The organism is Natronobacterium gregoryi SP2, assembly GCF_000230715.2.
Taxonomy (GTDB): domain Archaea; phylum Halobacteriota; class Halobacteria; order Halobacteriales; family Natrialbaceae; genus Natronobacterium; species Natronobacterium gregoryi.
In genome coordinates this window covers 3,555,410-3,571,414 of record NC_019792.1, presented here as the reverse complement: position 1 = coordinate 3,571,414, position 16,005 = coordinate 3,555,410, and the positions used below count along the sequence as shown (strand labels likewise).

Below are 16,005 nucleotides of genomic sequence, written 5' to 3'. Positions count from 1 at the left end.
GACGAGACGGGTTACCATCAAAGGGCTTAAGCCGCTTCCATAATCATTATTGGTTGTTAAATCCAGTATGAATGTAAACAAACATACAGAAATGGGGAAGTCGCGTCGTTCAGTGCTGCAAGGGATTGGGGCCGCAGGCATCGTCGGCCTCGCAGGCTGTCTCGGTGGCGACGACGATGTCGAGGATCTCGGCGAACTTCTCGACGAGGATACCGACGAGTTCGAACCCGTCGAGATCGGTCACTGGTGGACCGCTGGCGGTGAAGAGGACGCGTTCGAAGCACTCGTCGAAGGCTTCGAACAGGAACATCCCGACATCGAAGTCGACTCCTCGCCGTCACCGGGCGGTGCAGGCAGTGCCCTCGAGGCGGACATCCGGAACCGCGTCGTCGACCAGAGCCCGCCGAGTACGTTCCAGGTGTGGCCCGGACAGGCGCTGACCGACTACACCGACGAAGACCTCCTGTACGACATCGAGGGACACGTCTGGGACGACGACATGCGCGAGGCGTACCTCGACGGACCGATCGAGGCCTCCCGTCCTCACGGTGACTTCGTCGCCGTTCCGATCAACATCCACCGGCTGAACAACCTCTTCTACAACGTCGACGTCGTCGAGGATGCAGGCGTCGACCTCGAGGACGTCGACAGTCCGAGCGCGCTGCTAGATGCCATGGAAGCGGTCGACGAGGCCGGCTACGTCGGCATGGCCCAGCAGACCCAGACCGCCTGGTCGACGCTCCAGTTGTGGGCACAGGTACTGCTTGGCGAGTACGGCGTCGACACCTACGAGACGTTTATCGCCGGCGACGTCGAGGACGTCGAAGCAGAGGTTCGTGACACGCTCGAGATCGTCGTCGACTACAGCGACTACTTCAACGAAGACGCGAGTTCGCTCAACGACTGGGACGACGCCAGCGCCTACGTCAACCGCGGCGAGGCCGCATTCTTCCATCAGGGCGACTGGGCCGCTGGCGAGTACGAGGCTGACGACGACCTCGAGTACGGCGAGGACTGGGACCACGTCGCGTTCCCCGGGACCGAAGAGATGTACGCCCTGAACATGGACTCGTTCGTCTTCCCGAAGCACAACCCATCGCCGAACGCGACGGTGCAGTTCCTGCGCTATGCAGGATCGGCCGACGCCCAGGAACGGTTCAACCCGGCGAAAGGCTCGATTCCGCCACGAACCGACGTCTCCGACGAGGCGTTCACGCCGTTCCTGCAGGACCAGATGGCGGACTTCCAGGCCTCGAGTGAACAGCCACCGTCGATCGCCCACGGGTTGGCCGTCCCGCCAGCCGCACAGACCGACGTCGAAGGGGCGTTCGCGAACTTCATCGACAACTGGGACGTCGACGAAACCTACGACGAGCTCGTCAACAGCTTCGAGTAGGATCGTCGACTGCTCTATAGTAATCTATGGACTCGCTACGAAACTCGCTACGGCGACTCAACCCACTTTCTTTATCGACGGGTGATCGAGAGCGTGAGAGCGAAGACGGGACGTTCGAGCGACTCCGCCACAGTTCGTTCGCCGAGTCGATGCCGTTCTGGCTGTTGCCGACGCTGCTGGTTTTGTTGTTCGTCTACGGAGCGATCGGCTGGAACGTCGCGATTTCGTTTACGGGCTGGTCTGGGCTCGGCCAACCGGATTACACGAACTTCACGCTCGAGATGTACCGCCAGATGCCGGCCGACCCGGACTTCGTGGCGTCGCTTCGGAACACGATCGCGTTACTGATCGCGTTTACGAGCGTCTCGCTGGTCGTGGGTCTCGCGCTCGCGTTGCTGGTCGACCGGAAGATCCGTTTCGAGAACACGTTCCGAACGATTTACTTGCTCCCGATGGCGCTGTCGTTCGTCGTGACTGCGATCTTCTGGTCGTGGATGTACGCCTCCGACGGGTTGATCAACACCATGTTGAGTGGCCTCGGTCTCGGCTGGTTCGCCCAGGACTGGCTCGGTGATCCACGCTTCAAGCTCGCGGCAGTCATCGTCGCGTTGATCTGGCAGTTCAGTGGCTACTGTATGATCGTCTATCTCGCCGGCCTGCGAGGAATCCCGAACGAACACTACGAGGCTGCACGGATAGACGGCGCGTCGACGCTGAAACTCTACTGGCGAGTCATCATTCCACAACTCCGATCGTCGACGGTCGGCGCGACGGTCGTCCTGATGGTGTTTGCGCTCAAAGCGTTCGACTTCATCTACGTCATGTTCGGAACCAATCCAGGCCGTTCGGCCGACATCCTCGCGGTGACGATGTACCGGGAAGCCTTCTCCGCCAGCCAGTGGGCCTACGGCGCGGCGATCGCCGTCGTTCTCTTTGCCCTCGCACTGACGATCATCGGTCCGTACGCGTACACGCAGTACAAACGGGGTGCACTGTGATGGCGACAAACGACGACGAAACGTCGACGGGTGGAACCGACCCCCGACGCATCGCTCTCTACGGCGTCTTGATCGCGCTCGTCGGCGTCTACCTCTCGCCGCTGTACAGCGGTCTGACGACATCACTCAAGACCCAGCAAGCCTACCGGGAGACGTCGCCGCTCCAGCCGCCGCTCGAGGGCTTGACGATCGATCCGTGGCTCACCGCCGCGAGCGAATTGGCGTTTGCGATGGTCAACAGTTTCGCGATGGTCGTGCCAGCCACCATCCTCTCTGCCGTGTTCGGTAGCCTCGCGGCCTACGGGCTGACGAAAGTCGACTGGCGCGGTCAAGCGCTCTTGCTCGCGTTGTTTCTCGCAGCGGTGTTTATCCCCTACCAGGCGGTGCTCGTCCCGCTACGACAGTTCTGGTCGATCGTCGACATATCCAGTCTCCACGCTCGCGGCGAACTCGTGGAGTTGACGATCACACACATCGCCTACGGCATTCCGATCTGTACGATCCTGTTCCGATCGTACTACCGGACGCTCGACGACGAACTCATGGAGGCAGCCCGTCTCGATGGAGCCAGCCTCGCTCGCATTTATCGAAAGATCGTCCTCCCACTGTCGCTCCCGATGTTCGCTGTGACCCTGATCTACCAGTTCACACAGGTCTGGAACGACTTCCTGTTCGCACTGGTCTTGCTCAGCGACCGGGCGAATTACGTCGTCACCCTCGAGTTGAACGCGCTTGCGGGTGCGATGGCGACGGACTACGGCGTCCAGATGGCGGGTGCGTTCATCGCGGCCTTGCCGACGATCGTCGTCTACGTCCTGTTCGGAGAACAGTTCGCCAAGGGGCAGACACTCTAACACACTACCAATGGCAGACCTACAACTCGACAGCGTAACGAAAGTGTTCGTAGAGAACGACGGCAACGAGATCACTGCCGTCGAAGACGTCTCACTCGAGATCGAGGACGGCGAGTTTCTCGTCCTCGTCGGGCCGTCCGGCTGTGGCAAGTCGACAACGCTTCGGATGGTCGCGGGGCTGGAAACCGTCACCGACGGCGAGATCCGCCTCGACGAGACGGTCGTCAACGAGCGGAAACCGAAAGATCGAGACATCGCGATGGTGTTCCAGTCCTACGCGCTCTACCCGCACATGACCGTCCGAGAGAACATGTCGTTCGGTCTCGAGGAGTCGACTGAGATGCCCGACGACGAGATCTCCGAGACGGTCGAATCAGCGTCCGAAATGCTCGACATCGACGCTCTTCTCGATCGAAAGCCCGACGAACTATCGGGTGGCCAGCAACAACGCGTCGCACTCGGACGTGCGATCGTCCGTGATCCCGAAGTCTTCCTGTTGGACGAGCCGCTCTCGAACCTCGACGCGAAGCTCCGGGCACAGATGCGGACGGAACTCCAGCGGCTCCAGGAAAAACTCGACGTGGCGACGATCTACGTCACGCACGACCAGACGGAGGCGATGACGATGGCCGACAAGATCGCCATCCTGAACGACGGCCAACTCCAGCAAGTCGGCACCCCACTCGAGTGTTACCACGAGCCCGCGAACCTGTTCGTCGCTGGTTTCATCGGAGAGCCGTCGATGAATTTCTTCGACGCGAGTCGAGACGGCGACCGACTCGTTCACGAGCAGTTCGAGTACGAACTATCGGACGAGACGGCCGCCGAGATCGGCGACCACGACGAGGTCGTGCTCGGCGTTCGACCGGAAGATATCGAGGTGCGCTCCGACTGCGAGGCTGCACACAGTTACGAGACGGTCGTCGACGTCGTCGAACCAATGGGTGACGAGAACAACGTCTATCTCGCGTTCGATTCCGAGCGCGAGGAGACGTTCGTCGCGACGATCGACGGGTTCCAGCACGTCGAACGCGAGCAATCGATCGTCGCTCGACTGCCGGAGGAAGCGATTCACGTATTCGACCGGGAGTCTGGTCGTGCGCTCCGCAATCGGACGCTAGACACCCAGACGATGGCAGAGCCACCGATGTAGCCTCGATTCGTCACGGGGTAGCATCTCGCCGTGCTCTTCGATATCCTCTCGCAACCAGCCGAGCCCCGACGACGTGTGCGTAAAATGCCACGAACGCAGCGACGACGCCGAACGACGTCGGACTCGAGATTGCAGTGAGCAGGAACGCCCAGCCTGGCACGACGAACAGCGCCGCGAACGCCCAGGCCGTAAAGTAGCCGCCGTGGCGGAGAATCGGCCACTGCAGTCGGCCGCCCGCCGGTTCCAGACCGCGTCGCTCGTCCACGAGTCGTCCGATGGTGGCGGGGAAGGCATACCCGAAGCCGACGATTAGCACGAGGACGGTCGTAGACGCGCCGAAGAACAGCATCGAGCCGACGAACCCGGTTGCCTCGGGTGCAAACGGGACTTGCACGAGGCCGCCGACCGTCACGGCGACGACGACGAGCGGACCGATGGCGTAGCCGATCGAGACTGCAAGCAACCGACACCCGCCTCGAAGGAGCGCCGTGATCGGTCGAAACTGTGGCGGTGTGTCGTCGCCGTCGACGGTCGTCTCGAACACCCTGTAGAGATAGCCGAGCAAGGCGACAGTCGGTACCGCTGCGGTTCCGACGAACGCGAGTGAGACTGTCGACGGAGAGATCGCGGTTGCTAACTGAAGCGCGATCGACGTGACGAGACCGAGAAGACCGCCCACAGCGAGTAGATCCGTCCACCGGTCACCCCGAAACGGATACCGAACCCCGTCTTCGACGAGCAGTGCCATTGTCGAGTACTGGGAAGTCGGCCGTATAACGATTACACTCCCGGCTCGTCGTCGACTCCTCGAGTCGGCGCAGTCGAAGCGGGGTGTGGACGGTCGGGAGGAAAGACGAGTGTGTCGGTTAGACGACTTCGTCGAAGTCGTGGTGGCCGTGAATGTCGACGCCCTCGCCGGTGATCTCACAGAGGAAGACGCCGTTGCCCGAGCCCGTGTCGCGCTCGGCGGCGGACTTGATCGAGCGGGCGGCGATGGTCGTCGCTTCGTCGTTCGAGAGGTCGTCTTCGTAAGCCTGCTCGAGGTGGCCGTAGGCGAGTTGCATGCCGGAGCCGGTGACGGTGTAGTCGTCTTCCATGACGCCGCCGGCGGGGTCGATGCTGAAGACGTGACTGCCTTCTTCGTCGACGCCGCCCAGGATCGGGTGGATGGCGAAGAACGGGCCGCCGCGGGCGAAGTTGCCGGCGAGGTTCGCCAGCGCCTCGATGCTCATGTCTTCGCCGCGCCGGGATTCGTAGAGGTTGACTTCGGCTCGCAGCGTCGAGATGAACGACTGTGCGCCACCGACGCTGCCGACGAGCGTCAGCGCGCCGGTGGGGTGGATCTGCTCGACTTTCTGGACGTTTTTGTTCGAGACGAACCGACCGCCAAGACTGGCGCGCATGTCCGTCGCGATGACGACGCCGTCCTCGGTCGTGATTCCGATCGTCGTCGTTCCCGTCTTGTTGACGTTGTCCAGATCGGCCTGCGTCAGGTCGTTGTTGGGCATCGAGCCGACCTCGGGTTCGTACGGGTTGGGGTCGTCAGCCAGCTGGTCGACCATCCCGGAGAAGCTCGAGTCGTGTGGCGTACGCATTGCCTGATGGATACGGCCGGGAGGATATAAAACCCCGGCGGTCACCACCGGCGTTTCCGCTTTCGTCGCAGGCGAGGAGAGCGGTGGGTCGGCGGTCGACTGTCTGAAAACGATGCGATCTCGTAGCGTCGGTTTACTCCGTGGTCTGGGCGGATTCGTAGGCGTTTTCGACGTTGGTGATCAGACGGTGGACCGGCAGTGTGACCCCCGCCTGACGGGCGGCGATCGCGACTGGCATCACGAGGATGCCGGTCACGATACACAGCTGGTACAGTGCAAACAGGGTCGCGTGATACGCGCGGGATATCATCAGCGTTCAGCCGTGTCCAGAAGAGGGTAGTATATAAGCTTTCTTGAAACACTACTGCCATACTCATCGTTACTCTTCGAACGGGTCGGCGCTGTCTTGCGGTTCCACGATGCTCGCAGATCGAGCAACTCGAGACGGACTGGAGCCGACATCTGGCTATGCAGGTGACAATCGACTGGCGGCATTCCCGTAACTTATAGAGATAATCTGATTCACGTGCGCACCGGCTGATGGCGCAGGACAGTGCCTGGGACCGACGGGGATCGAGGTCGCACGGACGACGACGCGACGAACGCGAACCGCAAAGCAGGAAACCCCCCGGAACGACCACAGCATATGAGCAACTACCTCGTCGCGATGGAAGCTGCGTGGCTCGTGCGTGACGTCGAAGAGATCGACGACGCGATCGGTGTCGCCGTCAGTGAAGCCGGCAAACGACTCAACAACGAAGGCCTGGACTACGTCGAGGTTGAGGTCGGCGCGACGGGCTGTCCGGCCTGTGGCGAGCCGTTCGACTCCGCGTTCATCGCAGCCGACACGGCGCTGGTCGGCCTCGCACTCGAGATGGAGGTCTACAACGCCGACGGCGAGGAACACGCCTCCCGGATCGCAAAGAGCGAGGTCGGCGGCGCGTTGCGGGACGTTCCCCTCAGTGTGGTCGAAGTCGTGGAGACGGCCGAAGACGAGTAACCCTCGACCACACGAGCGGACTACTTTTGACGCTGCCACCGCGAGTCTCGAGCGATGCTTCGCAAGAAGTTGCTCCGCGTCTCGCGGGCGGGCGGCGGCTACCACCCGCAGTTCGCCAGGCGGGAACACCGCCCGCTCGCCGCGCGCGTCATCGGGACGTTCCAGGGTCACGTCGGGGAATCCCAGGGCGACCTCGAGGACGCGCTGGCTGATCTCGAGCGCGAGAGCGACGACTTCAAACTCGTCCGCGGGCTCGCCGCCCTCCTAGACCGGGAGACGACGTTCGAGACCGACGCCGCGGTCGATCCCGAGCGCGCGCGTCGGGCCGCCTTCGAGGCCGCCGAGGACGTCGGCGTCGCCACCGAGAGCGAGCGAGAAGCGGCGCTCGCACAGGCGGGCGAGCGACTCGGTAGTTCGCCCAGCGCGGTCGCGGAGGCGCTGTACGCCGACCTCGAGGAACGGCAACTCCTGACGGCAGTCGATCCGCCGTGGAACCCCGACGGACTGCTCACCCAGTACAACCTCTCGCTGGCCCAGACCGCACTGTTCGACGCGACCGAAGTTCGAGTGCGCTCGAGCGATCCCAAGACACTGGTCTCGGCGATCAAGCGCCTGCGGCTCATGTACGAGATCCGCAAGCCTCCGGTCGCCCCGGGAGACGCCGCGAGCGAGCGCGAGGTCGTCGTCACCGGCCCCACCCACCTCTTCCGGTCGACGCGGCGGTACGGGACCCGATTCGCCCGACTCCTGCGAACGATCGCCGACGCCGAGACGTGGCACCTCGAGGCGACGATCGACGACCGAGGGACCGAACGGACGCTCGCGCTCTCGAGTGACGATCCGGTCACGGTTCCCAACGCCGACCCCGTCACCGACGTTAGCTTCGACAGCGGCGTCGAGGCCGACTTCGCCGCCCGGTTCGAAAGGCTGGACTTAGACTGGGACCTCGTCCGCGAGCCCGAACCGCTCGAGACGGGGACGCGGGTGATGATCCCCGACTTTTCGTTCGAGTACGCACACGCGGCGTTCCGCGTCTACTTCGAGATCATGGGGTTCTGGACGCCCGAGTACGTCGAGAAGAAACTCTCGCAACTCGAGGAGGTAGAGGACGTCGAACTCGTCGTCGCCGTCGACGAGTCGCTGGGCGTCGGCGAGGAAATCGCAGCACGGGACCACCGGGCGATCCCCTACACCGGCACGGTCCGAGTCAAGGACGTCGTCGATGTCCTCCGGGAGTACGAGGACGACCTCGTCGCCGCGAGTGCGGCCGACCTCCCCGGCGAACTAATTCCGGAGGAGGACGCAGTCGAACTCGAGGCGCTGGCCGCCCGCCACGGCGTCGGCGTCGACGCCCTCGCCGACGTGGCCTTCCCCGAGCACGACCGCGTCGGACAGACGCTCGTTCGACCGGACGTACTCGAGTCGCTCGAGAACCGGATCGAGCCCGGAATCGATCTCTCGGCGGTCGAGTCCACCCTCGAAGAGTACGGACTCTCGGACTCGAGTGCCGTCCTCTCGCGGCTCGGTTACCGCGTCGAGTGGGAAGGACTCGGCGGCGGGACGGTTCGCGAGCAGTAGCGTCGTGTCTTCGAGTGCCTGTCGAACGCTTACGGTGTCGATGCTCGAACACTACAGGCGGAGAGCTGTCGGCACAGCACGGAGGCCGGCTCGGGATGGGTCGGCGTCGGCCAGGTGAACACGGTCTCGTTTCTCGTCCCCGCGGAGTCACTCGAGTACTGGCGCGACCGACTCTCCGACGCCGGTGCAGAACCGGGCGAGACCACCGAGCGGTTTGGCGATCCCGTCCTCCCGTTTCGGGACCCGGACGGGCTCTCGCTCGAACTGGTCGCACGTCCCGACGCCTCTCTCGCGAACCTGCCGGAGAGCCGGGTCCCGCAGGCCTACGCGATCCGTGGCGTCTTCGGTGTGACGCTCTCGCTGACCAGCGTCGATCCGACGGCGGAGCTACAGGTCTCGCTGTCGGCCTTTCGGCACCATCGATCGCAACTCGCCGTGGACGTAGAGGCCGATACCGAGCGGTTCGAGGTCGCCGGCGATCCGGTGGGCCGCGATCAGGTACCCCCAGTCGCCGTCCCACTCGCGTTCCTGGTCCTCGCCCGCGGCGAAAGCCTGGGCCTCCTCGCGGTCGAGTTCGATCACGCACGCCTCGGCGTGGCGGCCAAACCGCTGGACGACGTCCGTCGTCGGCTTCCAGTGTTCCTGGCGGGTCCGCAGGCAGGTCATTCCCATCGCCTCGATCTCGAGCGGTGTCGGTGCGTCGCCGTGGTAGATCCAGATCTTGCCTGCGCCTTTCTCCCAGAAGGTGTGGTCGTCGAACGTCTCCGGCGGGATGGCAAAGCGATCCTCGAAGTACTCGACGACCTCCTCGCGACTGACTCGTCCCTCGACGGTTCGCTCGGCCGACGTCTCGGGGAGTCGATCGAATCGCTGGCCGTCGTTTTGCGCGAGGTCGCTCATGCCGTCACCTCCAGTTTCGCCACGAAAAAGCCGCCCGTGTCGTTGTGGTGCGGGTAGATCCTGGCGGCCCGCTCGAGCGTCTCGTCGAACTCCTCACCGTCCCACTTGGTGAGTCCCGGCGCGTGCTCCAGACCGAGGTCGAACTCGACGACGCGACAGTCCTCGCTCTCGAGGACGTGCTGGACGACCGCCTCGTTCTCCTCGGGGGCAAACGTACAGGTCGAGTAGACGACGGTCCCGCCCTCGCGGGTGGCCTGGACGGCCCGCCGCAGGATGCCCTTCTGGATGCCCGACACCGAGGCAATGTGGTCTTCCGACCAGTCCTCGAGCGCGTCGGGGTTCTTCCGGATCGTCCCCTCACACGAGCAGGGGGCGTCGACCAGCGCGCGGTCGAACGCGTCGAACTCGAACGCGTTCAGCGAGTAGTTGCGCGCGTCGGCGTTCGTCACGGCGAGGTTCGTCGCTCCGAGGCGTTCGGCGTTGAACCGCAGCGCCGAGATGCGCCCGAGGTTGCTGTCGTTTGCGACGACCGTCCCCTCGTCGTCCATTAGCGCCGAAAGCTGGGTCGCCTTCCCGCCCGGCGCGGCACAGGCGTCCCAGACCCGCTCGCCGGGCTCGGGGTCGAGGACGACCGGCGGGACGGCCGAGACCTCCTCCTGGCCGTGGGTAAAGCCGTGGAACGACGCCCAGGTCGAACCCGGGGAGTCCGTCTCGAGGCGCAACACTTGCGGATTCCAGTCGGCCTGGTCGTAGGCGACGCCGTCCGCCTCGAGTGCGGCGGTCGCCCGCTCGACCGAGGCCTTGATCGTGTTCACGCGGACGGCGTTGCCCAGTGGCCGCCGACAGGCCGCCAGAAACGCCTCGAAGTCGTCGACGATCGGTCGATACCGCTCGAGTGGCTCCATCGGTAGCCGGTTTGTGGGGCCGGCGCTTGTGGGTTTCGAAGGCCGACTCGCCCGGTCGGCCGCGAACCGACGGAACGACGTCGAGCGCCCAGGCGGCGACACGGCCGGCTGTTTCGGCGTGGCGACCCCCGACAGCGAGACTCCACGCCGGCTTGCTCGAGTGTACAACCGGACAGCAGGACCCGGAGAAGAGACAGCCAGCCGAGCACAGGAGAACCTATATCCTCCCGGTCGCGGATTGTACGAATATGTCATCCGAGACGACTCTCACCCGACTCTCCGCGACCGAACTCGCCGCTCGCATCCGGAACGAGGACGTGACTGCGACCGAGGCCGTCGAAGCCCACCTCGAGCGGATCGAGGACCGCGACGACGAGGTAAACGCCTTCGTCACCGTCTGTGCCGAGGAAGCACGGGAGGCCGCCGCCGAAGCCGATCGGGCACTCAAGAACGGCACGGACGTCGGTCCGCTTCACGGCGTGCCGGTGGCGCTGAAAGATCTGGGAGACCTGAAAGCGGGCGTTCGCCACACGTTCGGCTCCGCGCTGTTTGCCGACCACGTCGCCGAGCGGACGGCGGTGACGGTCGAACGACTCGAGGCGGCGGGTGCGATCGTGATCGGGAAGACGAACACGCCCGCGTTCGGCCACAAGGGGACGACCGACAACGAGGTCGCCGGTCCGACGGCGTCACCGATCGACACCGACCTGAACGCTGGCGGCTCCTCGGGCGGCTCCGCTGCAGCCCTCGCCGCCGGAATGGCATCGCTCGCGACTGGCAGCGACGCCGGCGGCTCGCTTCGCATTCCTGCCGCGGCGTGTGGCGTCTACGGCTTCAAGCCGACGTTCGGCCTGGTGCCGGACGATGGCCGTCCGAACGCCTTCGGTCGCTCGACACACACCGTCACGAAGGGGCCGATGGCCCGGACCGTCGAGGACGCCGCGTTGTTGCTGTCGGTCATGGCTGGCCCCGACGCTGCAGATCCACGAAGCGTCCCCATCGACCTCGAACCGCTCGAGGCCGTCGACCGGCCGGCCTCGGACCTCGAAATCGCGTACAGCCTCGATCTCGGGGCGTTCTCGGTCGACGACGAGGTGCGGGCAGTCGTGGACGACGCTGTCGACGCGTTCGAGGCCGCTGGCGCGACCGTCGATGAGGTGACGGTCGATCACGGCTACGAGATGGCCGAGCTACGGGAAGCCGTCATGCCGACGTTCACGACGGCGATGGTAGAGACCGCGACGGTTCTGAAAGAGAGCCAGGGGGTCGACCTGCGCGAGCACCCCGACGACGTGTCCGACAGCCTGCTGGCGATGCTCGAGGCGGGCGAGGCGTACGACTCGACGGACCTCGCAAAGACCGCGATCGTCCGAACCGACGTCTTCGACGCCGTCCAAGACGTACTCGAGAGCTACGACGTGCTCGTGGCACCGACGCTCTCCTCGGTCGGCGTCGGCCTGCACGAGGACCCCGGCGTCGAGGCCTGGGACCGGGCACTGACCTGGCCGTTCAACTGGACGGGCCATCCGGTCGCTTCCGCCCCGGCAGGACTGACGGACCGTGGCCACCCCGTCGGTCTGCAACTCGTCGGCAGCCGGTTCGACGACGAGACGGTACTCGCCGCGAGCGCGGCCTTCGAACGCCAACGACCGTGGCACCGGCTGTATACCGAGGGCTAACCCTCACTCGACGGAGAACACTTGCCGTTCCCCCCGCGTGAATTCCTGCAAACCAAACCTCTTTTTCGCGTCGTTTCCACCGTCGAGTATGGAAACCGATGTTGACGACATCTCACCGGCGGCCTGTCCGACCGTCGGCGACGTACCAATGCTCGGACTCGGCACCTGGAAGAACGACGACGCCGAACAGTGTGTCGAAAGCGTTCGAACGGCCCTCGAAATGGGGTACAGACACGTCGACACCGCCCAGGCCTACGACAACGAAGCGGCCGTCGGCGAAGGGATCGAACGCGCCGATGTCGATCGCGAAGACGTCTATCTCGCGACCAAGATCTGGATTTCGAACCTCGAGCGCGACGCTGTCCGGGAGACGGCCCGCGAGAGTCTCGAGCGACTCGGTGTCGACGCCGTCGACTTGCTGTACGTCCACTGGCCCGCACGCACGTACGATCCCGAGGAGACGCTGCTCGCGTTCGACGACCTGTACGAGGCAGGGTTGATCGAAGGCGTCGGCGTGAGCAACTTCCTGCCGGCACAACTCGAGGAGGCAGTGGAGATCTGTGACGCGCCGATCGTGGCGAATCAGGTCGAACTCCACCCGCTTTTGCCCCAGGCAGAGATCCGCGAAACCTGCAAGCGAAACGACGTCGCGGTCGTCGCCTACTCGCCGCTGGCTCGCGGCGCGGTGTTCGACCAGCCCGAGATCCAAGCGGTCGCGGAGAAACACGGCGTCAGCGAGGCCCAGGTCAGCCTCGCCTGGCTGCGCGAGAACGGCGTCGTCGCGATCCCAAAAGCGACCGGCGACGACCACCTCCAGGACAACTGGGCGTCGCTCGCGCTCGACCTCGAGGCCGACGACAGAGAGCGGATCGATTCGATCGACGAACGGAGCCGCCAGGTCGATCCAGAGTTCGGTCCCTGGAACTGACGGGCGTCGTTTACCGCATCTGTACGCTCATTTTAGCAACTTGTTGTCGGTGATGAAAGAGAAGGAAAGTTTACGGTATGCCGGACTTGTAGGTTGGGTATGTCCACCCACTCTCGAAGACGTGGCGGTGGTGGGATAGTCAGCGCGGTTAAAGCTGACTTACGCCGGCTACACGGTGCCTGGATGGAACTCGTGTTCCCCAGACAGCGTGGCCGGGGCCACTCCGTCATGGGGAAGTGGAAACCGGAATCGCTTCCACAAAAGATCGGCTACCGCGGCTGGAGCACCCTCGGAATGCTCGGCCTGCTCGTCCTCTATCCGCTGACAGTTCTCGGCTTTGCAACCCGCTACTACGCGTCGAAACTCGACTCGACGCGGACGCGTCTCGGCGTCGTCGGCGTCACCGCACTCGCGCTCGTCGTCTGGGGTGCACTGACCGTCGCCTGGTGGGCGCTGTCGACGATGGAACAACTCGACATCCCGTTCGACGCGTTCCTGGCCGTCGCCGCCGCAAGCGGTGTCGCGACGCTTTCGACAGCGCTTGCCGCGTCGGCCAAGAAGTTCGGCGGCCGCCTGATGACGGTCGTGTTCGCCTATCCCTTCGCGATGACCGCACTCTTCCTTCCGCCGGTCGTCGCAGCACTCGTGACGCCGGAACTCGAGGCGTACGTCCTCGAGCCCAGCTACGACCTCGCGGTCTGGGTGCTCGACAACATCCTGTTCGTCGGCGGAATCAACGAGTGGCTCCGCGCGACCTTCGAACTCGAGGGTGCAGCCTACGCTGCGATGTGGGCCGGCATCTCCTTCCCGCTTGGCTGGTTCCTCGGAATCGTCGTCGCACTGGCGAATCTCGTTCGTCCGTCCGAGTAGTCACTCTCTTTCGACGTTCGACAACGGTCGTTCACGTCCTTCCGATTTCCGATCCACTAATATGACGGTCTCCTAACTGTCGCCCATGGAGTTCGACGTTCCAACGACCGCAGCCGCGTTCGTCGCACTGATCGCGATCGGTACCGCTGGCATGATCGTCTCTGACATGATGGTCACCGAGACGATCCTGATGATGGTGACGCCGTCGATGGCCGCCTTCGGCCTGCTCATGCTGCTGATCGGCGTCAAACACGGGGAGTATCGCGCGAGCAACTGACGGTCCTGGACGGTTTTTAGAACTCGTCGGGTCACCCGGTCTCGAGCAGCGACGAGATATATTTCGAGACGTGGTCGTCCATCCGACGCTTGTAGCCTGCCTGGCGGGCGAGTCGATCGAGTTCGCGGGCGACGAGGCTGCCGTACTGGACGGCCTTCTTGTCGCGGTCCGCGACTGCCTCGGGCAACTGCCGGGCGGCAACGCGCCGAAAGCCACGCTTCCGGAGCTGCTCGTCTGCGAGCAACTCGTCCGGCAGTCGCAGCGCCGCGTCGACGACGGCGTCGTGGAGAAGCGGCGCGACCGGCTCGAGCCCCGTCGCCCTGCTCGTCAGTACGTCTCGCGGGAGTTGCTCTGGCAGACTCAGGATACTCTCGCGGACGGCACCGCGGATCGTCTCGGCCTCGACACGGTGGTCCAGCCGGACGACCTTCTCGTAGCCGCCGAACAGTTCGTCCGCTCCCTGTCCGACCGCGAGCGCGTCGAACCCGTCGGCAGCGACGCGTTCGCCCACCAGGTACAGCGGCAGGGCGATCTGGACATCCATCGCGTTCGTCCGGCCCGTCGCCCGTGCAATCTCGGGAACAGCACGCTCGAGGTCTGCGGGCTCGAGTTCGACGACCGTCAGCTCTCGACCCATCGCCTCCGCGGCGGTGCGGGCGGCCTCGACGTCGTGGCTGTCCGGAAACCCGACGACGTACAGCGGCGCGTCGAGTAACTCGGCAACCAGCGCAGAGTCGACGCCGCCGGAGAAAGCAACGGCGACCTCGAGATCCGCCTGGACCTCGTCGACGGCCGTCCGGATCGCCATCTCGAGCGCCTCGAGTGCGGCGTCGTGGTCCGGATCGGGCTCGGGGTCGGGCAGCGTCCAGTGTTGCTGGATTCGCGGGTCACTCGTCTCGTCCTCGAGGGCCGCCAGCTCGAGCGTCGACCCTGCCGGTAACGCCACTGGCTCCTCGAGCACGGCGGGTTCGAACGCCCAGCGATCGGGCGCGTCCGCGCTCTCATAAAAGAGCGGCTCGCGGCCGAGCACGTCACGAACGAGTCGCCCGTCGATTTCGCCCGCGAAGCCGGCCGTTCCCGGGAGCGGGTCCGTCCGCTCGAGGGCGTCACGAACCGTCTTTGGGGCGGCACCGCGAAGCGTCGTCATCGTATCACTCCCAGAACGCTGCTTCTGATCCGCCGTGTGACGCCGCCGGCGAACTGCCGGAAGCTGATGTGCCACGGCGTGCGCTTCCCTTCGACCGACGTTCGCCCTTGCTCGATCGCTTCGAGGATCGCCGCCGCGGACCGTTCCTCGGCGTCGACGCGGGTGACAGCCTGGCCGACCATCTCGCTGATGTGGGCGTCGCTACCGGCAGTCATCGGCAGGTTTCGCGACTGGGCGAACCGTTCTGCCTGTCGGTTCGCCCGCCCGGTCAGCAGCCGCGAGTTGTAGACCTCGATCGCGTCACCGTTCGCGAGTTGCTCCCGGGAGATGCGAGCCATCACACCGTGGCGTGACTCCTGGAACGGGTGAGGAACCACCGCGAGTCCGCCCTGGGCGTGGATCTCCTCGATCGTCGTCTCGAAGGAGAGACCCGGCGGGATCGCCTCTTCGACGCCCAACCCGAGCACGTGGCCCGCCTTGCTCGAGATCTCGATCCCCGGGATGCCGACGAGGCCGTACTCCGGGGCGCGTTCTGCGGCCTCGAGACTGGCGTCGATCTCGTCGTGATCTGTTATCGCGATCGCGTCGAGACCGACGGCTTCGGCTTGTTCCAGGATGAGTTCGACCGGGTCCCGACCGTCGTACGACAGCGACGAGTGCGCGTGAAGTTCGACCGACAGCACACCTCGAGTGTCGTGTACCTCGATCAAAAGTACCTCGATTGT

General features: G+C 64.6%; 17 protein-coding genes. 10 read left to right on the top strand and 7 right to left on the bottom strand.

Annotated elements, in window-relative coordinates; all coding sequences use genetic code 11:
* Positions 1 to 112 precede the first annotated feature (112 nt).
* The 4 genes from NATGR_RS17555 to NATGR_RS17540 are packed head-to-tail and all read left to right on the top strand — an operon-like array spanning position 113 to position 4,401.
* Positions 113 to 1,396, top strand: a complete 1,284-nt coding sequence (locus tag NATGR_RS17555; protein ID WP_005575813.1) for an ABC transporter substrate-binding protein — start codon at positions 113 to 115, stop codon at positions 1,394 to 1,396.
* Positions 1,397 to 1,422: 26 nt separating this feature from the next.
* Positions 1,423 to 2,394 carry a carbohydrate ABC transporter permease gene (locus NATGR_RS17550; RefSeq protein ID WP_005575814.1) on the top strand — a complete coding sequence of 324 codons (972 nt, stop codon included), beginning with the start codon at positions 1,423 to 1,425 and terminating at the stop codon, positions 2,392 to 2,394.
* Positions 2,394 to 3,248, top strand: a complete 855-nt coding sequence (locus NATGR_RS17545; protein WP_005575816.1) for a carbohydrate ABC transporter permease — start codon at positions 2,394 to 2,396, stop codon at positions 3,246 to 3,248. Before NATGR_RS17550 ends, NATGR_RS17545 begins: the two co-directional genes overlap by 1 nt.
* 10 nt (positions 3,249 to 3,258) lie before the next feature.
* On the top strand, positions 3,259 to 4,401 hold the full coding sequence (locus NATGR_RS17540; protein WP_005575818.1) for an ABC transporter ATP-binding protein: 1,143 nt from the start codon (positions 3,259 to 3,261) through the stop codon (positions 4,399 to 4,401).
* A gap of 10 nt (positions 4,402 to 4,411) precedes the next feature.
* Here NATGR_RS17540 and NATGR_RS17535 read toward each other — a convergent pair whose 3' ends face one another.
* The 3 genes from NATGR_RS17535 to NATGR_RS20045 form a co-directional block, all read right to left on the bottom strand.
* On the bottom strand, positions 4,412 to 5,149 hold the full coding sequence (locus NATGR_RS17535) for a DUF4013 domain-containing protein (protein WP_005575820.1): 738 nt from the start codon (positions 5,147 to 5,149) through the stop codon (positions 4,412 to 4,414).
* Between the two features lie 118 nt (positions 5,150 to 5,267).
* Positions 5,268 to 5,996, bottom strand: coding sequence for an archaeal proteasome endopeptidase complex subunit beta (psmB, locus tag NATGR_RS17530; RefSeq protein ID WP_015233888.1), 729 nt, complete (start codon positions 5,994 to 5,996; stop codon positions 5,268 to 5,270).
* A 133-nt stretch (positions 5,997 to 6,129) separates the two neighbouring features.
* Entirely contained in the window at positions 6,130 to 6,306 is a 177-nt protein-coding gene (locus NATGR_RS20045; RefSeq protein ID WP_005575824.1) for a hypothetical protein, read from the bottom strand.
* A 336-nt stretch (positions 6,307 to 6,642) separates the two neighbouring features.
* Between NATGR_RS20045 and NATGR_RS17525 the strand changes: the two genes are divergently transcribed.
* Both NATGR_RS17525 and NATGR_RS17520 read left to right on the top strand, forming a co-directional pair.
* Positions 6,643 to 6,996: a DUF555 domain-containing protein gene (locus NATGR_RS17525; RefSeq protein WP_005575826.1), complete on the top strand. Its 354-nt coding sequence runs from the start codon at positions 6,643 to 6,645 to the stop codon at positions 6,994 to 6,996.
* Positions 6,997 to 7,050: 54 nt separating this feature from the next.
* Positions 7,051 to 8,574, top strand: coding sequence for a DUF790 family protein (locus NATGR_RS17520; protein ID WP_005575828.1), 1,524 nt, complete (start codon positions 7,051 to 7,053; stop codon positions 8,572 to 8,574).
* 387 nt (positions 8,575 to 8,961) lie between these two features.
* Here NATGR_RS17520 and NATGR_RS17515 read toward each other — a convergent pair whose 3' ends face one another.
* On the bottom strand, positions 8,962 to 9,474 hold the full coding sequence (locus NATGR_RS17515) for a DUF7122 family protein (protein WP_015233887.1): 513 nt from the start codon (positions 9,472 to 9,474) through the stop codon (positions 8,962 to 8,964).
* Positions 9,471 to 10,379 (bottom strand): RsmB/NOP family class I SAM-dependent RNA methyltransferase, encoded by a 909-nt coding sequence (locus NATGR_RS17510; protein WP_005575833.1) that lies wholly within the window; start codon positions 10,377 to 10,379, stop codon positions 9,471 to 9,473. Before NATGR_RS17510 ends, NATGR_RS17515 begins: the two co-directional genes overlap by 4 nt.
* Positions 10,380 to 10,627: 248 nt before the next feature.
* Between NATGR_RS17510 and NATGR_RS17505 the strand changes: the two genes are divergently transcribed.
* From NATGR_RS17505 to NATGR_RS17490, 4 genes are all read left to right on the top strand, one after another.
* Entirely contained in the window at positions 10,628 to 12,058 is a 1,431-nt protein-coding gene (locus tag NATGR_RS17505) for an amidase (protein ID WP_005575834.1), read from the top strand.
* A gap of 88 nt (positions 12,059 to 12,146) precedes the next feature.
* A complete protein-coding gene (locus tag NATGR_RS17500; RefSeq protein ID WP_005575836.1) occupies positions 12,147 to 12,986 on the top strand; it encodes an aldo/keto reductase in 840 nt (279 codons plus the stop codon).
* A 99-nt stretch (positions 12,987 to 13,085) separates the two neighbouring features.
* On the top strand, positions 13,086 to 13,856 hold the full coding sequence (locus tag NATGR_RS17495; RefSeq protein ID WP_015233886.1) for a hypothetical protein: 771 nt from the start codon (positions 13,086 to 13,088) through the stop codon (positions 13,854 to 13,856).
* A gap of 85 nt (positions 13,857 to 13,941) precedes the next feature.
* Positions 13,942 to 14,133 (top strand): DUF7333 family protein, encoded by a 192-nt coding sequence (locus NATGR_RS17490; RefSeq protein ID WP_005575841.1) that lies wholly within the window; start codon positions 13,942 to 13,944, stop codon positions 14,131 to 14,133.
* A gap of 31 nt (positions 14,134 to 14,164) precedes the next feature.
* Here the strand turns inward: NATGR_RS17490 and NATGR_RS17485 are convergent, their stop codons facing one another.
* Together NATGR_RS17485 and NATGR_RS17480 are read right to left on the bottom strand one after the other, a co-directional pair.
* The gene (locus NATGR_RS17485) at positions 14,165 to 15,280 is read right to left on the bottom strand and encodes an asparagine synthase C-terminal domain-containing protein (RefSeq protein ID WP_005575842.1); all 1,116 of its coding nucleotides are present in this window, start codon (positions 15,278 to 15,280) and stop codon (positions 14,165 to 14,167) included.
* Positions 15,277 to 15,963 (bottom strand): PHP domain-containing protein, encoded by a 687-nt coding sequence (locus NATGR_RS17480; protein ID WP_005575844.1) that lies wholly within the window; start codon positions 15,961 to 15,963, stop codon positions 15,277 to 15,279. Before NATGR_RS17480 ends, NATGR_RS17485 begins: the two co-directional genes overlap by 4 nt.
* Positions 15,964 to 16,005: the final 42 nt, after the last annotated feature.

Coding starts and splice junctions, on each gene's coding strand:
- NATGR_RS17535 (WP_005575820.1), bottom strand. CDS start 5,149: ATGGCACTGCTCGTCGAAGACGGGGTTCGGTATCCGTTTCGGGGTGAC.
- NATGR_RS20045 (WP_005575824.1), bottom strand. CDS start 6,306: ATGATATCCCGCGCGTATCACGCGACCCTGTTTGCACTGTACCAGCTG.
- NATGR_RS17515 (WP_015233887.1), bottom strand. CDS start 9,474: ATGAGCGACCTCGCGCAAAACGACGGCCAGCGATTCGATCGACTCCCC.
- NATGR_RS17500 (WP_005575836.1), top strand. CDS start 12,147: ATGGAAACCGATGTTGACGACATCTCACCGGCGGCCTGTCCGACCGTC.
- NATGR_RS17540 (WP_005575818.1), top strand. CDS start 3,259: ATGGCAGACCTACAACTCGACAGCGTAACGAAAGTGTTCGTAGAGAAC.
- NATGR_RS17485 (WP_005575842.1), bottom strand. CDS start 15,280: ATGACGACGCTTCGCGGTGCCGCCCCAAAGACGGTTCGTGACGCCCTC.
- NATGR_RS17520 (WP_005575828.1), top strand. CDS start 7,051: ATGCTTCGCAAGAAGTTGCTCCGCGTCTCGCGGGCGGGCGGCGGCTAC.
- NATGR_RS17550 (WP_005575814.1), top strand. CDS start 1,423: ATGGACTCGCTACGAAACTCGCTACGGCGACTCAACCCACTTTCTTTA.
- NATGR_RS17505 (WP_005575834.1), top strand. CDS start 10,628: ATGTCATCCGAGACGACTCTCACCCGACTCTCCGCGACCGAACTCGCC.
- NATGR_RS17525 (WP_005575826.1), top strand. CDS start 6,643: ATGAGCAACTACCTCGTCGCGATGGAAGCTGCGTGGCTCGTGCGTGAC.
- NATGR_RS17490 (WP_005575841.1), top strand. CDS start 13,942: ATGGAGTTCGACGTTCCAACGACCGCAGCCGCGTTCGTCGCACTGATC.
- NATGR_RS17510 (WP_005575833.1), bottom strand. CDS start 10,379: ATGGAGCCACTCGAGCGGTATCGACCGATCGTCGACGACTTCGAGGCG.
- NATGR_RS17545 (WP_005575816.1), top strand. CDS start 2,394: ATGGCGACAAACGACGACGAAACGTCGACGGGTGGAACCGACCCCCGA.
- NATGR_RS17495 (WP_015233886.1), top strand. CDS start 13,086: ATGTCCACCCACTCTCGAAGACGTGGCGGTGGTGGGATAGTCAGCGCG.
- psmB (WP_015233888.1), bottom strand. CDS start 5,996: ATGCGTACGCCACACGACTCGAGCTTCTCCGGGATGGTCGACCAGCTG.